This is a genomic window from Micromonospora sp. NBRC 110009, from assembly GCF_030518795.1.
Taxonomy (GTDB): Bacteria; Actinomycetota; Actinomycetes; order Mycobacteriales; family Micromonosporaceae; genus Micromonospora.
This window is the reverse complement of sequence record NZ_CP130427.1, coordinates 3,119,687-3,140,198: the sequence shown is the minus strand read 5'-3', so window position 1 is coordinate 3,140,198 and position 20,512 is coordinate 3,119,687. Positions and strand designations below refer to the sequence as shown.

The 20,512-nt window shown below is 75.5% G+C and carries 18 protein-coding genes; 9 read left to right on the top strand and 9 right to left on the bottom strand.

What is annotated here, in order from left to right:
- The first annotated feature begins 64 nt into the window (after positions 1–64).
- Positions 65–787: a helix-turn-helix domain-containing protein gene (locus tag Q2K19_RS15100; protein WP_302771603.1), complete on the top strand. Its 723-nt coding sequence runs from the start codon at positions 65–67 to the stop codon at positions 785–787.
- Here the strand turns inward: Q2K19_RS15100 and ung are convergent.
- The 6 genes from ung to Q2K19_RS15070 all read right to left on the bottom strand — a co-directional run bounded on the left by ung (position 776) and on the right by Q2K19_RS15070 (position 6,202).
- Entirely contained in the window at positions 776–1,477 is a 702-nt protein-coding gene (ung, locus tag Q2K19_RS15095; protein ID WP_302771601.1) for a uracil-DNA glycosylase, read from the bottom strand. The two genes, Q2K19_RS15100 and ung, sit on opposite strands and share 12 nt — an antisense overlap.
- A 60-nt stretch (positions 1,478–1,537) precedes the next feature.
- A complete protein-coding gene (gene tsaE / locus Q2K19_RS15090) occupies positions 1,538–2,011 on the bottom strand; it encodes a tRNA (adenosine(37)-N6)-threonylcarbamoyltransferase complex ATPase subunit type 1 TsaE (protein ID WP_302772500.1) in 474 nt (157 codons plus the stop codon).
- A 5-nt stretch (positions 2,012–2,016) separates the two neighbouring features.
- The gene (locus Q2K19_RS15085) at positions 2,017–3,108 is read right to left on the bottom strand and encodes an alpha/beta fold hydrolase (protein ID WP_302771600.1); all 1,092 of its coding nucleotides are present in this window, start codon (positions 3,106–3,108) and stop codon (positions 2,017–2,019) included.
- Positions 3,105–4,223 (bottom strand): alanine racemase, encoded by a 1,119-nt coding sequence (alr, locus tag Q2K19_RS15080; protein WP_302771599.1) that lies wholly within the window; start codon positions 4,221–4,223, stop codon positions 3,105–3,107. The genes Q2K19_RS15085 and alr overlap by 4 nt, the downstream gene beginning before the upstream one ends.
- 86 nt (positions 4,224–4,309) lie before the next feature.
- A complete protein-coding gene (locus tag Q2K19_RS15075; protein ID WP_302771598.1) occupies positions 4,310–5,779 on the bottom strand; it encodes an NAD(P)H-hydrate dehydratase in 1,470 nt (489 codons plus the stop codon).
- A gap of 54 nt (positions 5,780–5,833) precedes the next feature.
- Positions 5,834–6,202 (bottom strand): holo-ACP synthase, encoded by a 369-nt coding sequence (locus Q2K19_RS15070; protein WP_302771597.1) that lies wholly within the window; start codon positions 6,200–6,202, stop codon positions 5,834–5,836.
- Positions 6,203–6,429: 227 nt separating this feature from the next.
- Here Q2K19_RS15070 and Q2K19_RS15065 point away from each other — a divergent pair, with 227 nt between their 5' ends.
- The gene (locus Q2K19_RS15065) at positions 6,430–6,726 is read left to right on the top strand and encodes a type VII secretion target (RefSeq protein ID WP_302771595.1); all 297 of its coding nucleotides are present in this window, start codon (positions 6,430–6,432) and stop codon (positions 6,724–6,726) included.
- Positions 6,723–8,453 carry an alpha/beta hydrolase gene (locus tag Q2K19_RS15060; protein ID WP_302771593.1) on the top strand — a complete coding sequence of 577 codons (1,731 nt, stop codon included), beginning with the start codon at positions 6,723–6,725 and terminating at the stop codon, positions 8,451–8,453. The genes Q2K19_RS15065 and Q2K19_RS15060 overlap by 4 nt, the downstream gene beginning before the upstream one ends.
- A gap of 65 nt (positions 8,454–8,518) precedes the next feature.
- Here the strand turns inward: Q2K19_RS15060 and glmS are convergent, their stop codons facing one another.
- The gene (gene glmS, locus Q2K19_RS15055; RefSeq protein WP_302771591.1) at positions 8,519–10,432 is read right to left on the bottom strand and encodes a glutamine--fructose-6-phosphate transaminase (isomerizing); all 1,914 of its coding nucleotides are present in this window, start codon (positions 10,430–10,432) and stop codon (positions 8,519–8,521) included.
- An 848-nt stretch (positions 10,433–11,280) separates the two neighbouring features.
- On the opposite strand from glmS, the gene Q2K19_RS15050 reads away from it, so the two are divergent.
- Genes Q2K19_RS15050 through Q2K19_RS15035 form a run of 4 tightly spaced genes read left to right on the top strand, consistent with a single transcriptional unit; the run spans position 11,281 to position 14,726 of the window.
- A complete protein-coding gene (locus Q2K19_RS15050) occupies positions 11,281–11,724 on the top strand; it encodes an MmpS family transport accessory protein (RefSeq protein WP_302771589.1) in 444 nt (147 codons plus the stop codon).
- The gene (locus Q2K19_RS15045; RefSeq protein ID WP_302771587.1) at positions 11,721–12,389 is read left to right on the top strand and encodes a hypothetical protein; all 669 of its coding nucleotides are present in this window, start codon (positions 11,721–11,723) and stop codon (positions 12,387–12,389) included. Before Q2K19_RS15050 ends, Q2K19_RS15045 begins: the two co-directional genes overlap by 4 nt.
- A 43-nt stretch (positions 12,390–12,432) precedes the next feature.
- Positions 12,433–13,620 carry a pyridoxal phosphate-dependent aminotransferase gene (locus Q2K19_RS15040; protein WP_302771585.1) on the top strand — a complete coding sequence of 396 codons (1,188 nt, stop codon included), beginning with the start codon at positions 12,433–12,435 and terminating at the stop codon, positions 13,618–13,620.
- Positions 13,617–14,726, top strand: coding sequence for a threonine aldolase family protein (locus tag Q2K19_RS15035; RefSeq protein ID WP_302771583.1), 1,110 nt, complete (start codon positions 13,617–13,619; stop codon positions 14,724–14,726). The genes Q2K19_RS15040 and Q2K19_RS15035 overlap by 4 nt, the downstream gene beginning before the upstream one ends.
- Before the next feature lie 72 nt (positions 14,727–14,798).
- Here the strand turns inward: Q2K19_RS15035 and Q2K19_RS15030 are convergent, their stop codons facing one another.
- A complete protein-coding gene (locus Q2K19_RS15030) occupies positions 14,799–15,404 on the bottom strand; it encodes a PadR family transcriptional regulator (protein ID WP_302771582.1) in 606 nt (201 codons plus the stop codon).
- 99 nt (positions 15,405–15,503) lie between these two features.
- Here Q2K19_RS15030 and Q2K19_RS15025 point away from each other — a divergent pair, with 99 nt between their 5' ends.
- Both Q2K19_RS15025 and Q2K19_RS15020 read left to right on the top strand, forming a co-directional pair.
- The gene (locus tag Q2K19_RS15025) at positions 15,504–18,332 is read left to right on the top strand and encodes an FtsX-like permease family protein (RefSeq protein ID WP_302771580.1); all 2,829 of its coding nucleotides are present in this window, start codon (positions 15,504–15,506) and stop codon (positions 18,330–18,332) included.
- A 5-nt stretch (positions 18,333–18,337) separates the two neighbouring features.
- Complete coding sequence (locus tag Q2K19_RS15020) at positions 18,338–19,087, top strand: ABC transporter ATP-binding protein (protein ID WP_302771578.1); 750 nt, start codon at positions 18,338–18,340, stop codon at positions 19,085–19,087.
- A 39-nt stretch (positions 19,088–19,126) separates the two neighbouring features.
- Here the strand turns inward: Q2K19_RS15020 and glmM are convergent, their stop codons facing one another.
- Positions 19,127–20,482: a phosphoglucosamine mutase gene (gene glmM, locus Q2K19_RS15015; protein WP_302771577.1), complete on the bottom strand. Its 1,356-nt coding sequence runs from the start codon at positions 20,480–20,482 to the stop codon at positions 19,127–19,129.
- Positions 20,483–20,512 lie beyond the last annotated feature (30 nt).

Below are 20,512 nucleotides of genomic sequence, written 5' to 3'. Positions count from 1 at the left end.
GACACAAGACCCATAAATATGACTCGGAGGCATATCGCTCACGAGTCTTTGTCATCCTCCGGAGATGTCCGAGAGTCGCCTGGCCCACCAGATCGCCGCCGCCGTTCGACACGAGCGGGATCGCCGAGAGCTGACCCAGCAGGCCCTGGCCAACCTGGCCGGGCTGAGCCAGGGCGCCGTAGCACGCATCGAGCGGGGCGACCGGCTGCCGAGCCTGCCGATGGTGGAGCGGCTGTTCGCCGCGCTGGGACGACAGCTGCGCATCGAGCTGGAGCCGCTGGACAGCCACCTGGACGCGGCGCTGGACGGGCTGGCCGGGCGGCCGGTGACCGAGCGGATCCGGGAACTCGGGTTGGCCAAGATGCTCGACGCGCTGGGCGAGCTGCCGTACGTGCTGACGGGGAGCACGGCGGCGCTGCTCCAGGGCGCGCCGCTGCCGGTGGACGCGGTCGAGGTCGCGGTGCGGTGGCCGGACTCGCCCCGGCTCACCGCATTCCTCGAGAACGCGTACGGGCAGCGCTGGAACGCCCGCTGGGAGGAGTGGGGTGGGCTGCGACTGGAACCGGAGGAGCCGGGCGAGCACCGCTGGCAGACCCGGTACGGCGAACTACGGGCCCGGATGTGCGACGAACTGCCGGAGCCGGTCGAGGTGCGGCACGCCGGCCGGAGCTATCCGGTGGAGCCGCTGGTCCGGGTGGAGCTGGCCGACCCACGCGCCGCCGACCTGCTGCGCCGGCATCGGCAACGCCTCGCCGCCACGTCCCGGAAGACCGGGTCAGCCGGCTGAGCGCTCCCAGTCGATGGTGGGCAGGCCGGCGTCGGCGAGGGCCTTGTTGGCCGCGCTGAACGGACGGCTGCCCAGGAAGCCGCGCGGGTTCATCGGGCTCGGGTGGCCCGCCTCCAGCACCACGTGCTGCGGGTTCGTGACCAGGGCCGCCTTCTTGCGGGCGTAGCCACCCCAGAGCAGGAAGACCACCCGCCGGTCGAGGGCGTCCAGGGCGCGGATGGTGGCGTCGGCGAACTCCTCCCAGCCCTTGTTCGCGTGCGAGCCCGGGGTGGCCTGCCGGACGGTGAGCACCGAGTTGAGCAGCAGCACACCCTGCGCCGCCCAGCCGTCCAGGTTGCCGCTGGACGGCTTCGGCACGCCCAGGTCCTCGCCGAGCTCCTTGAAGACGTTGCGCAGCGACGGCGGCACCGACACCCCCGCCCGCACGCTGAAGCTCAGCCCGTGCGCCTGCCCCGCCTTGTGGTAGGGATCCTGCCCGAGGATCAGCACCCGGGTCTCCGCCGGCCCGCACACCCGGTAGGCGGAGAACAGGTCCTCGACCGGCGGGAAGACCGTCCCGGTCGCATACTCCTCGGCGACGAACTCGGCGAGCGCCGCGGTGCCGGCCGGGTCGAGGTGCGGGGTGAGCGCCGTCCGCCACGCCTCGGGAAGGAGCGCCAGCAGGTCGAGGGGGGCAACGTCGTCGGGCATCGGCAACCTTTCACCGGTCGGATCGGTCCCCGGCACTGTAGGCAGCGGGTACGACAACCGTCAGTCCAGGGTGGCCAGCCGCGCGGCCCAGTCGCCGCCGACCGGCTCCAGCGTGACCACCCGGGTGTCGTCCTCCCGCCGGTCGATCAGCACCCGCAGGTGGGCGTCGACCAGCTGCTCGACCATGCCCTCGCCCCACTCGACCACGGTGACCGCCTCGTCCACCGAGGCGTCCAGGTCCAGGTCGTCGATCTCGGCGCGCGGGTCGGCCGACTCCCCCAGCCGGTACGCGTCGGCGTGCACCAGGCTCACCCGCCCGCCCCGGGCCGGGTCCGGCCGGTGCACCCGGGCGATCACGAAGGTCGGCGAGGTGATGTCGCCGCGTACGCCGAGGCCGGCGCCGATGCCCTGGGTCAGCGCGGTCTTGCCGGCCCCCAGCGGGCCGCTGAGCAGCAGCAGGTCCCCGGCGTGCAGCACCCCGGCCAGCCGGCGGCCGAACTCGCGGGTGTCGTCGACCGTCTTCAGCTCGACCATGACGGTCACAGCGACCCCAGGAAACGTTCCAGGGCCGCATTCACCTCGTCGGCGTGCTCCAGCATCACCACGTGTCCGCTGTCGTGGATCTTGACGAACTCGGCGTGCGGCAGCCGCCGGACGATCTCCTCGGAGTGGGTCACCGGGGTGATCATGTCCTTGTCCCCCACGATCACCAGCACCGGCGTGCCGGCCAGCGCGGCCAGCGCGGGGAACCGGGAGTGGGTGGCCAGGGTACGCAGGTAGCGGGTGACCGTGTCGGCCGAGGTCCGCGAGTTCATCGTCTCGACGTACGAGACAAGGGCCGGGCTGGGCTTGGCGGTGCCGAAGCCGTACCTGCGGGTGAGCAGCCAGGCGACGTTGGTGGTCGACTTGCGGGCCTTGTCGATCACCGTGCCGCCGTACCGGGTGGCGTTGCTCATCATGTAGAGCACCGGCGCGCCGACCCGGCCGAGCAGCGCGGGGGCCACCAGCTTGGTCTCGGCGAGCAGGCCGCCCGAGGTGGCCATCAGCACCGTGCCGACCACCCGGTCGCCGAAGAGCTCCGGGTAGAGCTCGGCCAACGCCATGATCGTCATGCCGCCCATCGAGTGCCCGACCAGCACCAGCGGCCCCTCGGGGGCCACCCGGTCGATCACCCGGCGCAGCGTCCGGCCCAGCGTGGCCAGGTCGTAGTCGCCCGTCTCCAGCTTCCCGGAGCGGCCGTGCCCGGGCTGGTCGTAGGCGACGACCCGGTAGTCGCCGCGCGCGGCGAGCAGCTTGCGCTGGAAGTGGAACGTCCCCATGTCCAGGCAGAAGCCGTGCACCAGCAGCACCGTCGGGTGCCCGGCGACCGGCCGGGTCGGCTCGACCACCTCCACGTGGATGTCGGTGCCGTCCGGCATCTCCAACAGGTACGCCTCGTCGTACCGCTGCTCGCCGAAGACCTCGCGGGCGTACGGGTCGGTGGGGTCGTTCCGGAGCCGGCGGACCAGGACGCGCTCGCTCACCACGCCCGCGGCGAGCCCGGCGGCGGCGACGCCGACGGCGGCACCGACCACCCCGGCCACCTTGCCGGCGGCGGTCCGCGGCCGGGGAACGCGGAAGCCTCGGCTCACGGCCGCTCGCCGTCGTAGACGCGGGGCACCCGGACGCCACCGAACCGGGTCACGATCTCGTAGTTGATGGTGCCGACCGCCGCGGCCCAGTCGTCGGCGGTCGGCTCGCCGTCGGCGCCGCTGCCGAAGAGGGTCGCCACGTCCCCGGCGGCCACCTCGTCGTCGCCGCAGTCGACCACGAACTGGTCCATGCAGACCCGGCCGGAGATGCTCCGCCGCTTCCCGCCGAGCTGCACCGGGCCGGTGTTCGAGGCGTGCCGGGGCACCCCGTCGGCGTAGCCGAGCGGGACGACGGCAAGGTTGGCCTCCTGCTCGGTGAGGTAGGTGTGGCCGTACGAGACGCCGGTGCCCGCCGGGACCCGCTTGGTCAACATCACCCGGGCCCGGGCGGTCATCGCCGGGCGCAGGCCGAACTGCTCGCCCTCGATCGGCGAGAGGCCGTAGACGGCCAGGCCGGGGCGGACCAGGTCGAAGTGGGTGTCCGGGCGGGTCAGCGTGGCGGCCGAGTTGGCCAGGTGCCGGTAGCGGGGGCGCAGGCCGGCCCGCTCCACCATCTCCAGCCCCTCGTGGAACACGGCGAGCTGCCGGTCGGTGGTGGGGTGTCCGGGCGAGTCCGCGTACACGAAGTGGCTCCACACCCCGACCACCTCGACCAGGCCGTCGGCCTGGGCCTTCGCGGCGGCCTCCAGCAGGGCGGGCCAGTCGGCGACGGTCGCCCCGCCGCGCGACAGCCCGGTGTCGATCTTCAGGTGCAGCCGGGCCGGGCGGTCCGCCCGGCGGCCCGCCTCGATCATCTCGTCGAGCTGGGCGAGGCTGGCGCAGCCCAGGTCGACGCCGACGGCGACCCCGTCGTGCAGCGGCAGGCCCGGGTCGAGCAGCCAGGCCAGCACCGGCGCGGTTACCCCCTCCTGGCGCAGGGCGAGCGCCTCGTCGAGGGTGCAGACCCCGAGCCAGTCCGCGCCGGCGTCCAGCGCCGCGCGGGCCGCCGGGACCATGCCGTGGCCGTATCCGTCGGCCTTCACCACCGCCATCAGCTCGGCGCTGGTGCCCGACTTGAGCCGGGCGACGTTCTCCCGGATCGCGTCCAGGTCGACGCGCACCTCCGACTGCCACATGCCCCCAGCCTACTTCCGTCGGTGATCACCGTGGCCGCGAGCCGCCCGGCCGGCCCGGGCCGCGGAACCCGCCGTCCCGCGCCGGGTCAGCCCAGCTGGGCGATCACCGGGCGGAGCGCGGTCGCCACGTCGGGCGCGGTCACCGGCCCGCCGCGGGTCGCCTCCCGGCCGGCCAACCCGTGCAGGTACGCCGCCGCGGCGGCCGCCCGCTCGGCCGGCAGCCCGGCGGCGAGCAGCGAGCCGAGCAGCCCGGCCAGCACGTCGCCGGTGCCCCCGGTGGCCAGTGCCGAAGTGCCGGTCGGGTTGACGTACGCCCGGCCGTCGGGGGTGGCGATGATCGTCCGGTCGCCCTTGAGCAGCACCACCGCGTTCATCCAGGCGGCCAGCCGCAGCGCGGCCGCCGCCCGGTCCGCGCCGGGGGTCTCGCCGCAGAGCCGGGCGTACTCGCGGTCGTGCGGGGTCACCACGATCGGCGCGTCCCGGTCCCGCAGCCGGTCCGCCATCTTGCCGTCGACCAGCAGGGTCAGCGCGTCGGCGTCGAGCACCACCGGCACCGGCGCGGCGAGCACCGCGCGCAGCTCGGCCGCCGCCTCCTCGCCGGTGCCCAGCCCGGAGCCGCAGACCCACGCCTGCACCCGGCCGGCGTCGGCGACCCGGTCGGCCGCGACCACCGACGGGTGGTGGTGCAGCACCTCCTCCCGGGCGCCGCCCGCGTAGCGGACCATGCCGGTGGGGCCGGCCAGCGCGCCGCCCACCGACAGCACGGCCGCGCCCGGGTAGCGGGCCGAACCGGTTGCCAGCCCCACCACGCCCCGGCTGTACTTCTCCGACGACGGGCCGGGCCGGGGCCACCAGTCGACCACGTCCGACCACTCGACGACGCGCAGCGCCGGCGTCCCGCGCAGCCACGGCGCCAACCCGATGTCGACCAACTCGACGTGCCCGGCGAGCGCGGCGGCCGGGCCGACCACCAGGGCCGGCTTGAGCGCGCCGAAGGCCACCGTCACGTCGGCGCGGACCGCGCAGGGCCGGCCGGACGCGGTGAGCGGCACGTGCCCGGTGTCCACCGCGACGCCGCTCGGCACGTCCACCGCCACCACGGTGGCCCGGGTGCCGTCCCGCCCGCTGCGCTCGGCCAGGCTCGCGGCGAGCTGGTCGGCGGTCTCCCGCAGCCCGCCGGTGCCGCCGATTCCGACGATGCCGTCGAGCACCAGGTCCACCACGGCCGGCGGTCGGTCGACCACCCGCCCGCCGGCGGCCCGCAGCGCGGCCAGCCCCTCGGCGTGCGCCCGGCCCGGGGAGAGCAGCAGGGCGGCCACCGCGGCGCCCCGGCGGGCCAGGTGGGCACCCGCGTAGAGGGTGTCGCCGCCGTTGTCGCCGGAGCCGACCAGCAGCAGCACCCGGGCGCCGTAGACGCCGCCCCGGTCGCCGAGCAGCAGCGCGCAGCGGCGGGCCAGCCCGGCGGCGGCCCGCTGCATCAGCGTCCCGGGCGGGAGCGTGGCCATCAGGCCCGCCTCCGCCGCGCGTACGTCCGCGACCCGCCACACCGGTCTCATGCCACCCCGTCCAGTCCGTTCGTCCCCGGTGGGCCGGCCGGCCCACCGGTCAGCTCAGCGTTCCGCGACCACCATCGCCGACGCGATCCCGCCGTCGTGCGACAACGACAGATGCCAGCGGTTGATCCCACGTTCCGCCGCCGCGGCGGCCACCGTGCCGGAGACGGTCAGCCAGGGCCGGCCGTCCGGGTCCGGCACGACCTCGCAGTCGTGCCAGCTCAGCCCGGCCGGCGCGCCGAGCGCCTTGGCCACCGCCTCCTTGGCCGCGAAGCGGGCGGCCATCGACTCGGACGAGCGCGGGTTGCCGGCGCGGGTGTAGCGCTCCGCCTCGGTGAAGAGGCGGTCGGAAAGCAGCGGCGTCCGCTCCAGGGCCCGGGCGAACCGGTCCACCAGCACGACATCGATGCCGACAGCCACGATCACGAACTCACCCTACCGGCGGTCGCGGCCGCACATTAGTCAGCGGATGCGGCCGTGGACAACGCCTGTGGACAACGGCGCGGTGCGGCGACCGTCGGTTGTCCACAGGGCCGGTGCCGGCGCGCCCGGGGCGCCTAACGTCCCCGGTGTCCGTTCCGCCGCGCCGCCGGGCGGACGGTCGTCCGCCGCCGGCGTCACCCGCCGGCGGCCCGTCCCGTGGGGGTGCGCCGATGTCCGAGGAGCCGTTCACCGTCGAGCCGGAGCTGCTGCGTGGGGTGGCCCGGGAGCTGGGCGACGACGCGTACCGGCTGGCGCACGGGCTGGCCGCCGCCCCGGGGCTGCTGGTGCCGGCCGACGGCTGGCGGGCCGGGACCGCCCTGGCCGAGCTGGAGGCGGCCGTGCAGCACTGGTGCGGCACCCTGGCCGCCGGAATGGCGGCGACCGCCGAGGCGGTCCGCGGCGCCGCCGACGGCTACGAGGCGGTGGACGAGCGGGCCGCCGCGCGGCTGGCCGGGGTGGTCCGGTGAGCGGGCATCCGCGCACCTCCCCGGCCCGCGCCGCGCCGCCCGCGGGGACGGGACCCGGCCGCGCACCAGCGACCGCGGGCCGCCCGGCGGCCGTCCGCGGCCGGCGACCGGCGGGCCGCCCGGAGGCGCCGCAACCGGTCGGGTACGCGCAGCTCTGGCGGGCCGACCCGGGGGCCTGGGCCGGCGCCGGGGCGGCCTGGGGCGGGCTCACCGGACCGGTCCGGCAGTGGGCCGACGGGCTGGCCGCCCGGGCCGCCGCCCTGCGCCCCGGCTGGTCCGGTGGGGCGGCCACGGCCGCCCGGGGGCGCATCGGCGCGCTGCGGGACACCCTCACCGACGTGCTGCCCGCGCTGGTGGAGGTCGACCAGGCGCTCGCCGACCTCGCCGCCCGGCTGCGGGTGGCCAAGGCCCGGCTCGCCGCCGCGGTGGCCGATGCCGACGCCGGCGGCCTGCTGGTGGACCGGGCGGGCACGGTACGCCCGGATCCGGCCCGCCCCCGCCCCGTCGCCCAGGTCGGTCCCGGGATGGCCCGGGTGGCCGCCGAGATCCGCGGTGCGCTGGCGCTGGCCGGCGCGGCCGACGGGGAGGCGGCCGCCCGGTTGACCGGGCTGGCGACGGCGGCGGTCACCGGCTGGCTGAGCGTCCGGCCCGCCTGGCGGCCCCCGCCGGGTGCCGGCCCGGCCGAGGTGAGCCGCTGGTGGGCCGGGCTCACCCCGGCCGAGCGCCGCTGGCTGGTCCGCCACGAGCCGGCCCGGGTGGGCGGCCTCGACGGGGTGCCGGTGGCGGCCCGCGACCAGGCCAACCGCCTGCTGCTGGCCGAGCGGCGGGCGGAGCTGCTGACCCTGCGCCGCCGCCTGCTGCGCCCGCTGCCGCCGGGTCCGGCCGAGCTGCTCCGGCTGACCCGGCTCCGCCGGGTGCAGGCGTCCCTGCGCGGCCTCGACGAGCTCGGCGAGCGGCTGGCCTCGCCGGGGGCGCCCCGGGCGTACCTGCTCGGGCTCGACCCGACCGGGGACGGGCGGGCGGTGGTGGCGTTGGGCAACCCCGACCGGGCCGGCGCGGTGCTGACGTACGTGCCGGGGATGACCGCGGACCTCGCCGACGCCCCCGGCGAGCTGGGCCGGGCCGGCCGGGTGCTGGAGCGGTGCGCGGCGGTCGCCCCGGCCGACGAGGCGGCGGCGGTGCTCTGGCTGGACTACGACGCCCCGGACTTCCTGGACGAGGCGTCCCGTTCCCGGCAGGCCGAGGACGCCGGGCCGGCCCTGCACCGCTTCCAGGAGGGGCTGCGCGCCTCGCACGAGGGTCCGCCGGCCCGGCAGACCGTGCTCGGCCACAGCTACGGCGCGCTGGTGGTCGGCAGCGCCGCCCGCGACCACGGGCTGAGCGCCGACGCGCTGGTCTTCGTCGGCTCGCCCGGCGTCGGCGTCGACCACGCCACCGAGCTGCGGATGCCGCCCGGCCAGGTCTGGTCGGCGACCGCGCCGGACGACGTGATCCGGCTGGCCCGGCCGCCGGCGGAGCTGGCCCCCCGGGCGGTCCTGGCCGGGACGCCGCTCGGCCCGCTGGCGGCGGTGCTGCCCGACGACCACGAGCTGTGGTTCGGCCGGGATCCGACCGATCCCGGCTTCGGCGGCCGGCGCTTCCCCAGCGGCCGGCACGGCCACACCGGCTACTGGGACCCGGACAACCCGGCGCTGGACGGGATGGCCCGGATCGTGCTGGGCCGATGAGCGCGCCAGGTCCGGACATGCGGAGGCCCCTCCGCCCGGGGACGGAGGGGCCTCGGCGGGGACGACTACTCGACGGTGACCGACTTGGCCAGGTTGCGCGGCTGGTCCACGTCGTGGCCGCGGGCGGCGGCGATCTCGGCGGCCAGCACCTGGAGCGGCACCGTGGTCACCAGCGGCGCCAGCAGCGTCGGCACCCGCGGCACGTAGATCAGGTGGTCGGCGTAGCGGACCACCGCCTGGTCGCCCTCCTCCGCGATCACGATGGTCCGGGCACCGCGGGCCCGCACCTCCTGGATGTTGGAGACGACCTTGTCGTGCAGCATGCCCCGGCCGATCGGCGACGGGACGATGCAGATCACCGGGGTGCCCTGGTCGATCAGCGAGATCGGGCCGTGCTTCAGCTCGCCGGCGGCGAAGCCCTCGGCGTGCATGTACGCCAGCTCCTTGAGCTTCAGCGCGCCTTCGAGGGCCACCGGGTAGCCGACGTGCCGCCCGATGAAGAGCACGGTCGGCTCGGACTTCAGGTCGCGGGCCAGCTCCCGGACCGGCTCGATCCGGTCGAGCAGCTCACGCAGCTTGCCCGGCACCTCCTGGAGCTGGGCGACGACCGCGCCCACCTCGTCGGCGAACTTGATCCCGCGCACCTGGGCCAGGTGCAGGCCGATCAGGTAGCAGGCGACGACCTGGGTGAGGAACGCCTTGGTCGAGGCGACCGCGATCTCCGGGCCGCCGTGGGTGTAGAGGACGGCGTCGGACTCGCGCGGGATGGTGGAGCCGTTGGTGTTGCAGATGGCCAGCACCCGGGCCTTCTGCTCCTTGGCGTGGCGCAGCGCCATCAGGGTGTCCATGGTCTCGCCGGACTGCGAGATCACCACGACCAGCGTGGACCGGTCGAGGACCGGGTCGCGGTAGCGGAACTCGCTGGCCAGCTCCACCTCGCAGGGGATCCTGGTCCAGTGCTCGATGGCGTACTTGGCGACGAGGCCCGCGTGGTACGAGGTGCCGCAGGCGACGATGAAGATCTTGTCGACGTCGCGCAGGTCCTGCTCGCTGAGGCGGACCTCGTCGAGGGCGATCTCGCCGGTCTCGGTGAGCCGACCGAGCAGCGTGTCGGCGATGGCCTGCGGCTGCTCCTCGATCTCCTTGAGCATGAACCAGTCGTAGCCGCCCTTCTCGGCGGCCGAGGAGTCCCAGTCGATGTGGAAGTCCTTGCCGGTGGCGGGCTGCCCGGCGAAGTCGGTGATCTCGATGTCCTCCGGGGTGATCAGGACGATCTGGTCCTGGCCCAGCTCGACCGCGTCGCGGGTGTGCTCGATGAACGCGGCCACGTCGCTGGCCAGGTAGTTCTCCCCGTCGCCGCGGCCGACGACCAGGGGCGAGTTGCGCCGGGCCCCGACCACCGCGCCGGGGATGCCGGCGTCGACGGCCAGCAGCGTGAAGGCACCCTCCAGCCGTTGGCAGACCAGCCGCATGGCGGAGGCGAGCAGCTGCGGACTGTCGACCTCGCCGGCCGAACGCAGGTCGGCCAGCGAGCGGGCGAGCAGGTGGGCGGCGCACTCGGTGTCGGTGTCGCTGGTGAACTCGACGCCGTCGGCCTCCAGCTCGGTGCGGAGCTTCGCGAAGTTCTCGATGATGCCGTTGTGGATCACGGCGACCCGGCCGTCCGGGGAGAGGTGCGGGTGGGCGTTGCGGTCGGTCGGGCCGCCGTGGGTGGCCCACCGGGTGTGGCCGATGCCGGTGGTCCCGTCGCCGATGCCGATCGGGCTGGCGGCGCAGGACTCCGGGTCGGAGGCGGCCCGCTCGGCGAGGACCTTCTCCAGGTTGGCCAGCTTGCCGGCCTTCTTCTCGATCAGCAGCTCGTCGTCGCAGACGATGGCCACGCCGGCCGAGTCATAGCCCCGGTATTCCAGCCGCCGCAGTCCGTCGAGCACGATGCCGAGCGCCGGGCGCGCGCCGGCGTAACCCACGATTCCACACATGGTCCGCAGCCTAACCCAGTTTCGCTCATCATGCGTGCTCGGAAGCCGGGTAAACGATCACTGAATTTGAGCGAACCGGTGGGCAGAGGACAAGGATCGGGTGAATCACCCATACCGGACCGGCAGTAGGCCGGAGGCAGGGAACGGGCACCGACGCGCCCTTCGCCGCCGGCCGCCAACGCCGGCTGGCGGCGCTGCGCCGCGACGAGCCGGCGGGGGCCGCGGGAGTGGTGGCCGGGCCTTACATTGAGGCCCTGGTCGGGAGCCACCTCGACCGGCCCCCTGCCCGCGGTCGTGTCCGCGCCCGTCCCCTGCGAGCTGAGCTGATGCCCGAAGCGATGCCGCCCTCCCCCGATCCCGGCACCGGCGGGAACCCGACCGATCCCACCGCCGGGCCGGACACCCCGACGCCCACGCCCTGGACGCCGCCGGACCCGCTCGCCACCCCGCAACCGTGGGCACCCCCGGCGCCCTGGACACCCACCCCGTGGTCGCTTAGCCCCTGGTCGCCGTCCGGCACGCCGGGCACCCCGGACTCGACCGGCGCGCCGGGCGACTCCGGAACCTCCGCCGACCCGCCCGTGGCTCCCCACGGACAGCCCGGCCAAATCGGCTCACCGCCCGGCCACCCCGGACCGCCGCCCCCGGCCGGGCGACCTGATCCGGGCCGGGCACCAGGGCCGACCGTCCCGCCCACGAACCCGCCAGGGCCGGGGTACCCGCCCAGCCATCCCTGGCCCGGGTCCGCCACGGCGCCCTGGCCCCCACCCGGCTATCCGCCGCCGTACGCGCACCCTGGGGCGCCGGCCCGGACGCGCGACGGGCGGATCGCGGCGATCGTGATCGCCGTGGCCACCGTCGTGGTGCTCGTCTTCTGCGGCTGCCTCAGCATGGGCGTGCTGGGCCCTTGGTACGGGGACTCGTACGACGGCCACGGCAATGGCGAGCCGGGCGGGGGCGCCACCGCCGAGGCGCCGTTCCCCGTGCCGTCCCGGCACCCCGCCACCCAACCGTCCGGCGGCCCCGGCGAGCTGAGCGTGGTGTACGAGGTGACCGGCGTCGGCCCGGTGGACCTCCAGTACTACGACGCGAACGGCGACTACATCGAGAACGAACGGGTGACCTCGCCGTGGCGGCTGCAGTTCACCACCAACCGGACGGACCGGGGGCTGATGGTGCTGGCCCAGCTCTCCGAGCCGAACGAGATCGACCGGGCGACCTGCCGGATCATCGTCGACGGTAACGTCGTCGCGGAAGACAGCGGCGTGTACGGAGGAGACTGCTTCGCGTGAGCCAGACCGATCCGGCCGCGCCCTGGGTTCCTCCGGACCCGCCCCACGTCCCTGCAGCGGTGCAGCCCGCACCGCCCGTCCCGACCGGCGAACTGCCGGCCCTGCCGGCGGCCGAAGCGTCCGGTGTGCCCCGGCCCCGATTCGGGGACGGCCGGCTCACCACCGTCCTGCTCGCCACGTTCGCGGCGGCTGTGGTGCTGGTCTGCGGCGGCCTCGGCGCCGCGAGCCTCGTGCTCAACCTGCCGGACCGGTCACACCCCGAGGCACAGGTCGGCCAGCAGCAGACGCCCGACGGGCCGGCCGAGTCCGAGGCCGACGAGAGCCCGCGGGCGGAGCCCGCACCGGATCCGACCCCGACCCGGAAGCCCGCGTCGACCCCGTCGAACGGGCCCGGCCGGTTCGCCGTCGCCTACGCGGTGACCGGGCAGGGGCCGGCCGACATCCTGTATCGCGACGCCGACGGCTACCTGATCTGGCTCGACAAGGTGGCGCTGCCCTGGCGCCGCACCGTCCACACCGACGACCCGAACCAGTTGTTTCTGCAGGCCGGCAAGGCCGAGGACAAGGGCGGGCGGACGATCACCTGCGCTGTCGCGGTGGACGGCGGCCGGCGGGTGACCGAGACGGTCGGCCCCGGTGGCTGGCGGTGCGGCGTCGGCGGCTGACGGCGGGCTTGCGGCGGCGGAGCCGGGCCGTAGGCTGGCCCGCGTGACGACGACCGACCCGCTGGTGGCCCGGATGCGGCCGTTCGGCACCACGATCTTCGCCGAGATGTCCGCGCTGGCCGTGCGCACCGGCGCGGTCAACCTCGGGCAGGGCTTCCCCGACACCGATGGCCCGCCGGAGATGCTCGCCGCGGCCGCCGTGGCGCTGCGCTCCGGCCACAACCAGTACCCGCCGGGCCCGGGCATCCCGGCGCTGCGGGCGGCCGTGGCGGCACACCAGCGCCGGTTCTGGGGCCTGGAGTACGACCCGGACGACGAGATCGTGGTGACCGCGGGCGCCACCGAGGCGATCGCGGCGAGCATCCTCGCCCTCTGCGAGCCGGGCGACGAGGTGGTGTGCTTCGAGCCCTACTACGACTCGTACGCGGCCTCGATCGCCCTGGCCGGCGCGGTCCGTCGCCCGGTGACGCTGCGTCCCGGCGCCGACGGTCGGTACGCCGTCGACCCGGCGGAGCTACGCGCGGCGTTCGGGCCGCGCACCCGGCTGGTGCTGCTGAACACGCCGCACAACCCGACCGGCAAGGTGTTCACGGCCGACGAGCTGGCCCTGGTCGCCGAGCTGTGCCAGGAGCACGGCGCGTACGCGGTCACCGACGAGGTCTACGAGCACCTGGTCTTCACCGACGCCGCCGCACCGCACCTGCCGCTGGCGACGCTCCCGGGCATGCGCGAGCGGACCCTGCGCATCTCCTCGGCGGGCAAGACGTTCTCCTGCACCGGCTGGAAGGTCGGCTGGGTGAGCGGGCCCGCGCCGCTGGTCGCCGCCGTGCTGCGGGTGAAGCAGTTCCTCACGTTCGTCAACGCCGGGCCGCTGCAGCCGGCCGTGGCGGTGGCGCTCGGCCTGCCGGACGCGTACTTCGAAGACTTCCGCGACGGGATGCAGCGGCGGCGGGACCAGCTCGTCGCCGGGCTCATCGACGCCGGGTTCGGGGTGCTCGCGCCGGAGGGGACGTACTTCGTCACCGCCGACGTCACCCCGCTGGGCGGGCGCGACGGGGTGGAGTTCTGCCGGGCCCTGCCGGAACGCTGCGGCGTGGTGGCGGTGCCGACCCAGGTGTTCTACGACGACGCGGAGGCGGGCCGGCGGCTGGTCCGGTTCGCGTTCTGCAAGCGACCCGCGGTGCTCACCGAGGCGGTCAGCCGGCTGCGCCGGCTCAAGGAGGACGCATGACCGACGCGTACGCCGAGCGGATGCGCCGCCTCGCCGCGCAGCGCGACTGCGACACGGTGCTCTCCGGCGTCCGGCCGGCCACCGTGCGGGAGCAGCTCGCGACGCTCGGGGCGGCCGTCGGCGACGACCTGCTGCCCGACTTCTACGGCGAGGGCGGGGCGGTGGAGCAGCTCGAGCGGCGGGTCGCCGAGCTGCTCGGCGTGGAGGCGGCGGCCTTCTTCCCCACCGGCACCATGGCCCAGCAGGTCGCGATGCGCCACGGCGCCGAGCTGACCGGCCGCGACGCCGTCGGCCTGCACCCGCTCAGCCACCCGCTGCTGCACGAGCGCGACGCGTACGCGGTGCTCGGCGGGCTGCGGGCGGTGCGGACGACGGCGGCGCCGCGCAACCCGACGGCCGAGGAGGTGGCCGCGCTCGACGAGCCGATCGGCACGCTCTTCCTGGAGCTGCCGCTGCGCGACGCCGGGTTCGTCCTGCCGAACTGGGACGAGCTGGTGGCGGTGGTCGGCGCGGCCCGGGAGCGGGGCGCCCGGGTGCACCTGGACGGCGCCCGGCTCTGGGAGTCGAGCGTCCGCCTGGGGCACTCTCCGGCCGAGATCGCGGCCCTGGCCGACAGCACCTACGTCTCGTTCTACAAGTCCCTGGGCGGCCACTCCGGCGCGGCCCTGGCCGGCGACGCCGAGCTGGTCCGGTATGCCCGCGCCTGGCGGCACCGCTACGGGGGGACCCTGTTCCAGCAGTGGCCGGCCGCGCTCGCCGCGCTCGCCGGCCTGGAGCGGGAGCTGCCGCGGCTGCCCGGTTACGTGGCGCACGCGACGATGGTGGCCGAGACACTGGCCGCCCTGCCGGGCGCCAAGGTCCACCCGGCGCCCCCGCACACCCACCAGTTCCGCCTCTGGCTGCCACATCCGGCCGAGGCGCTGGACGCGGCCAACCTCGCGCTCGCCGAGGAGGAGAAGTCGTGGTTCGCCGGCGGCTGGCGGGACACCGAGGTGCCCGGCCTGGCGCTGACCGAGGTGACCGTGGCGGGCCCGGCGCTGGAGCTGGGCCCCGACCAGATCCTCGACCTGGCCGACCGGTTCCTGCGCCGGGTGTCGTCCCGCTGACCCCGGCCTGACGACCCGCCGTCCCGCACCCGGGCCGGCGCACCGTCGAGCCCGGGCGCGCACCGACAGCGGTCAGCCCGCGGAACGGGCCGGGCCCGCGTCCGCTGCCGGCGTCGCCGGGCCCGGCCGGTCCGCTGCCAGGGCCCGGAGCACGGCACCCCCGTCGGCGAGCAGCGCCGACTCGGCGTCGTCGACGAAGGCGAGGTCCGCCTCGACGTGCCGGGCGGCGGCGGAGAGTAGCAGCCGGACCACCGGGTCCTCGGAGCGGCGGCGCAGCCCGTCAAGGTTGCGCAGCTCCCGCATGAGGTGGCCGCGCTGGTTGGCCAGCACGGTGCGGACGGTGGTGGCCTCGCCGGACCGGGCGGCGGCGGTCACCTTGAGGAAGAAGTCGTCCCGGAAGCCGCCGCTGCGCGGGCTGGGTTCGGCGAGCCAGCGATCCAGCTCGGTCCGGCCGGCCTGGGTGATCTCGTAGACCACCCGGTCGGGCTTGACCGGCTGGGCGTGCCGCTCGGCGACCACCAGTCCGTCCCGGGACAGCCGGTCGAGGATCTGGTAGAGGTGCCCGATGTTGAGCGGCCCCCACTGCGGGCCGACCGCCGCCTCGAAGGCGCCCTTGAGCTCGTACCCGTAGCTGGGGCCGCGGGCGAGCAGGGCCAGGACCGCGTGCTGGATCGCCACCGTCTCCTCCGATCCGGTTCCGGACAGGCACCCCGGAGGGGCCTTGCATTGTCACAATGTATCGCGCACAGTGTGAGTCAGCACACGGGGAGGCGCGACATGTTCCACGTCATCTGGGGGCAACTTCGTGGCCGTGCGGGACGGTCGGTGGCGCTGCTGGTCGGCGTGCTGGTGGCGACCACCGGCTTCACCGTCCTGACCGGCGCCACCACCACCTCCCGCCTGGACGTCACCGGCACCGTCGAGCGGAACACCGAGGCGGCGTACCAGATCCTGGTCCGTCCGAAGGGGACGCGCACCCCGCTGGAGGTCGAGCGACGGCTAGTCCGCCCCAACTACCTCTCCGGCCTCTTCGGTGGGATCACCACGGCCCAGTACGAGCAGGTCAAGGCGGTGGACGGCGTCGACGTGGCCGCGCCCATCGCGATGCTGGGCCACTCCACCGTACCGGTGCCCATGTCGTTCGACGTCACCGACGCCGTCGACCGGAGCCTGGACCGCCAGGTGATCCGCGTCGACCCCACCTTCGTCGCCGAACGCGGCCTCTCCACCGCGCCGGCCAAGCCGCGCTACGTGTACGTGACGAAGCACCGCCTCATCTACCCCCGCTACGACGGCGACCTGTCCGAGCAGGCGACGCCCTACAGCGACGGCCGGTCGTACGCGTGGGACCACGTGTGCGGGCCCGTCCCGCGGGAGGTGCTCCCGGGCGGAGCGAGCCGCCCGATCTGCGATCCGATGTTCGGCGGTCTGCAGGCCAGCCCGGCCACCCTCTCCGAGCGGGAGGTGTGGAGCCTGGACTCGGCGCGGCTGCTGCCGGACGGCCGGTTCGAGACCGCCGACGGCGTGCTCGCGCCGGGCACCGCCCCCACCACCACCGACCGCCTGGTGCTCACCTACCAGCTGACGGTGCCGTTCTTGATCGCCGCCATCGACCCGGTCGCCGAGAACCGGCTCGTGGGGCTGGACTCCGCGGTGGTCAGCGGGCGGTCGGTCCGGGCCGACGACCCGGTGACCGAGCGCCGGGGCGGCACCCTGCTCACCCGTACCGCACCGGCGCTCGTCACCAACCGTCCCTTCTTCGACAGCACGGTGCGCGTCCGGTTCACCCGGCTGCCCACGGCCCGGCCGGCCACCGTGCCGGCGATCGAACTCGAACAGACCCTGGGCCGCGCCGCCGGGATCCCGGCCGGCTCCGCCGAGGTCGACGCGGGCGCCGCCTACCGCGCCCAGCTGACGGAGGGGGTCGCCGAGGACGCCTGCTGCCGCGGCCAGCTCCAGCGGGTCATCCAGGCGGGGCCGGTGACCTACCGCGAACTGCCTGATGGCACCCTGCGCGCCGACGCGGTGCCGCCCGCGGACCCCGAGGTGTACGGCAATCGGTTCACCTTCAACTTCCTGCCCCGGCCCTGGCTGGCCGAGGACACCGGCTCCCGGCCGGTCCGGGCCCTCGCCGGAAAGGAAGGCGGCGCGGTCACGCAGTACCACCAGTGGCAGGCCGTCGGGGTGTTCGACCCGGAGAAGCTGGCCGGCTTCAGCGACGTGGGCGCGGTCCCGCTGGAGACGTACGAGGCGCCGCGCGCCGAGGGCGCGGATGACCGCAGCCGTACCGCGCTCGGCCGCCGGCCCCTGGAGCCGAGCGGCAATCCGGCCGGCTACCTCTCGGTGCCGCCGCTCGTGCTCACCAACCTCGCCAGCGTGCCGAAGCTGCTGGAGACCAGCAACAGCCCGCAACGCGGCGCGCCGATCAGCGCGATCCGGGTCCGGGTCGCCGGCGTGGACGGATACAGCGAGCACGCCGCGGAGCGGGTCCGGTTGATCGCCGAGCAGATCAATCGGGCGACCGGCCTGGACGTCGACATCACGCTGGGCTCGTCCGCCGCCCCGCAGACCGTGGAGCTGCCGGGCGGCGCATTCGGCCGCCCCGACCTGCGGCTCACCGAGAACTGGTCGGCGTTGGGCGTCGCCTCGACCATCGTCCAGGCGGTGGACCGCAAGAGCGCCGTGCTGTTCCTGCTGGTGCTGGTGGTCTGTGTGCTCTTCCTCGGCAACGCCGTCTCCGCCGCCGTCCGGGACCGCCGCTCCGAACTGGCGGTGCTGGCCTGCCTCGGGTGGCCGGCCCGCCGGATCGGGGCTCTCATCCTCGGCGAGGTGGCCCTGCTCGGCCTCGCCGCCGGGCTGCTGTCGCTCGGGCTCGCCGTACCGCTCGGCGCCGCCCTCGGCATCGGCGTCGACTGGCGGCGGGCGTCGCTCGCCGTACCGGTGGCGCTGCTGCTCGCGCTGGCCGCCGGCCTGGCGCCCGCGCTGCGGGCGGCGCGCGCCCACCCGGCCGCCGCGCTCCGCCCGCAGGTCGCCACCGCCCGTTGGATACGCCGGCCCCGCACCCTGTTCGGGCTGGCCCTGGCCAACCTGGTACGCACCCCCGGGCGGACCCTGCTCGGTGCCGGCGCTCTGGCCATCGGCGTGGCGGCGCTGACCCTGGTGGCCGCCGTCGGGTACGCGTTCCGGGGCGCGATCGTCGGGACCCTGCTCGGTGACTCGGTGGCGCTGAGCGTGCGCGGCGCCGACGTGCTGGCCGCCGGCGCGACCGTGCTGCTCGGCGCCGCCGCGGTCGCGGACGTGCTCTACCTCAACATCCGGGACCGGGCGGCCGAGCTGGCCACCCTGCGCGCCACCGGCTGGACCGACCTCGCGCTCGGCCGGCTGGTCGGCTACGAGGGGCTGCTGCTCGGCGGGCTCGGCGCGCTCGCCGGCGCCGGGCTGGGCACGGGCGGTGCGGCCTGGCTGGTCGGGGACGTCCCGGGCGCGCTGGTGCTGGTCGCCGCGCTGACGGCGGCAGGCGGCGTGCTGCTCACCGCCTGCGCGGCGCTGGCGCCGGCCGCGCTACTGCGCCGCCTACCCACCGCACGACTGCTGGCAGAGGAGTGAGAGCCATGGGCGAGAGCACCGCCGGTAGCCGCGTCGAGATCGCGGGCCTGGTGAAACGGTTCGGGGCCGGCGCGGAGCGGATCACTGCGGTCGACGGGGTCGCGCTGGAGATCACCGCCGGCTCGGTGGTGGCGCTGACCGGGCCGAGCGGCTCGGGCAAGTCGACGCTGCTGCACCTGATCGGCGCGATCGAGCAGGCCGACGACGGCACCGTGACGGTCGACGGGGTGGACGTGACCGGCCTGCGCCGGGCCGCGCTCGCCCGCTACCGGCAGCGCGTCGGGTTCGTCTTCCAGCGCTACCACCTGCTGCCCGCGCTCACCGTGCTGGACAACGTGATCGCGCCGGTGCTGCCGCGCCGGGGCCGCGCCGATCAGGTGGACCGGGCCCGGGAGCTGCTCGACGCCGTCGGCCTGGCCGGCCGGGAACGGGCGCTGCCCGCGCAGCTGTCCGGCGGCCAGCAGCAGCGGGTGGCGATCGCCCGGGCGCTGATGGGCTCGCCCGGCCTGCTGCTCGCCGACGAGCCCACCGGCAACCTGGACTCGGCCACCGGCGTCCAGATCCTCGACCTGCTGCTCGGCCTCCGCGACCGGCACGGGATGACGATCCTGCTGGCCACCCACGAGCGGGCCGTCGCCGCCCGCTGCGACCGGCTGATCCGGCTCGGCGACGGCCGGGTGGTGGAGGACGTCGACCTCACCGACGGCGAGGACCCGTCCACCACGTACGCCCGGGCCAGCACACTGCGCCTCTGAGCCCGGATTCACCGGGTGACGGCCGCGCGATCGGCCGGATCAGGCGACCGGGCTGGCGCTGCGGACCTGCTCGGCGATGCGCTCGGCCACCGACTGGGCGGTGGCCTCGGTGGCGGCCTCGACCATGACGCGTACCAGCGGCTCGGTGCCCGACGGGCGGAGCAGCACGCGGCCGGTCTCGCCCAGCTCGGCCTCGGCCCGCTCCACCTCGGCGCGGACGGCCGGCGCGGCGGCACCCACGGTGCGGTCGCCCACCGGCACGTTGATCAGCACCTGGGGCAGCTTGGTGACCACCGAGGCCAGCTCGGCGAGGGACTTGCCGGTGGCAGCCAGCCGGGACATCAGGTGCAGCCCGGTGAGCACCCCGTCGCCGGTGGTGGCGTAGGCGGGCATCACGATGTGGCCGCTCTGCTCGCCGCCGAGCGCCAGGCCGGAGGCGCGCAGCTCCTCCAGCACGTACCGGTCGCCGACCTTGGTCTCGACCAGCCGGATGCCCGCCGCGGACATGGCCAGCCGCAGGCCGAGGTTGCTCATCACGGTGGCGACCAGGGTGTCCCGGGTCAGCTCGCCGGACTCCCGCATGGCCAGGGCCAGGATCGCCATCACCTGGTCGCCGTCGACCTCCTCGCCGTCGGCGCTGACCGCCACGCAGCGGTCGGCGTCCCCGTCGTGGGCGATGCCGAGGTGGGCGCCGTGCTCAACCACGGCCGCGCGCAGCGCGTCGAGGTGGTTGGAGCCGCAGTCGTCGTTGATGTTGAGGCCGTCCGGCTCGGCGCAGATCGCGATCACCTCGGCGCCGGCCTCCCGGTACGCGACCGGGGCGACCTCGGCGGCCGCGCCGTTGGCGCAGTCGACCACGACCTTGATCCCGTCCAGCCGGTGCGGCACGGTGCCGACCAGGTGCTGGACGTAGTGGTCGGCGCCGTCGAGCAGGTCGTGCACCCGGCCGACGCCGGCGCCGATCGGGCGTTCCCAGGCGGTGGTGGCGTTCGCCTCGACGGCCGCCTCGATCCGCATCTCGATCTCGTCCGGCAGCTTGTGCCCGCCGGCGGCGAAGAGCTTGATGCCGTTGTCCGGCATCGGGTTGTGCGAGGCGGAGAGCATCACGCCCAGGTCGGCCTTGGCCTCGGCGGTCAGGAACGCCACCGCCGGGGTGGGCAGCACGCCGACCCGCACGACGTTGGCGCCGGCGCTGGTCAGCCCGGCCACCACGGCGGCCTCCAGCATCTCGCCGCTGGCCCGGGTGTCCCGGCCGACCACGGCGAGCGGCGGATGGCTCTTGTCCGACTCGGCCAGCGTGTGCGCGGCGGCGACCGCCACCGCGAGCGCCAACTCCGGGGTGAGATCCGCGTTCGCCCGCCCGCGTACGCCGTCCGTGCCGAACAACCGACCCATACCCGCCAACCTCCGATGGAGTGCCGTTGA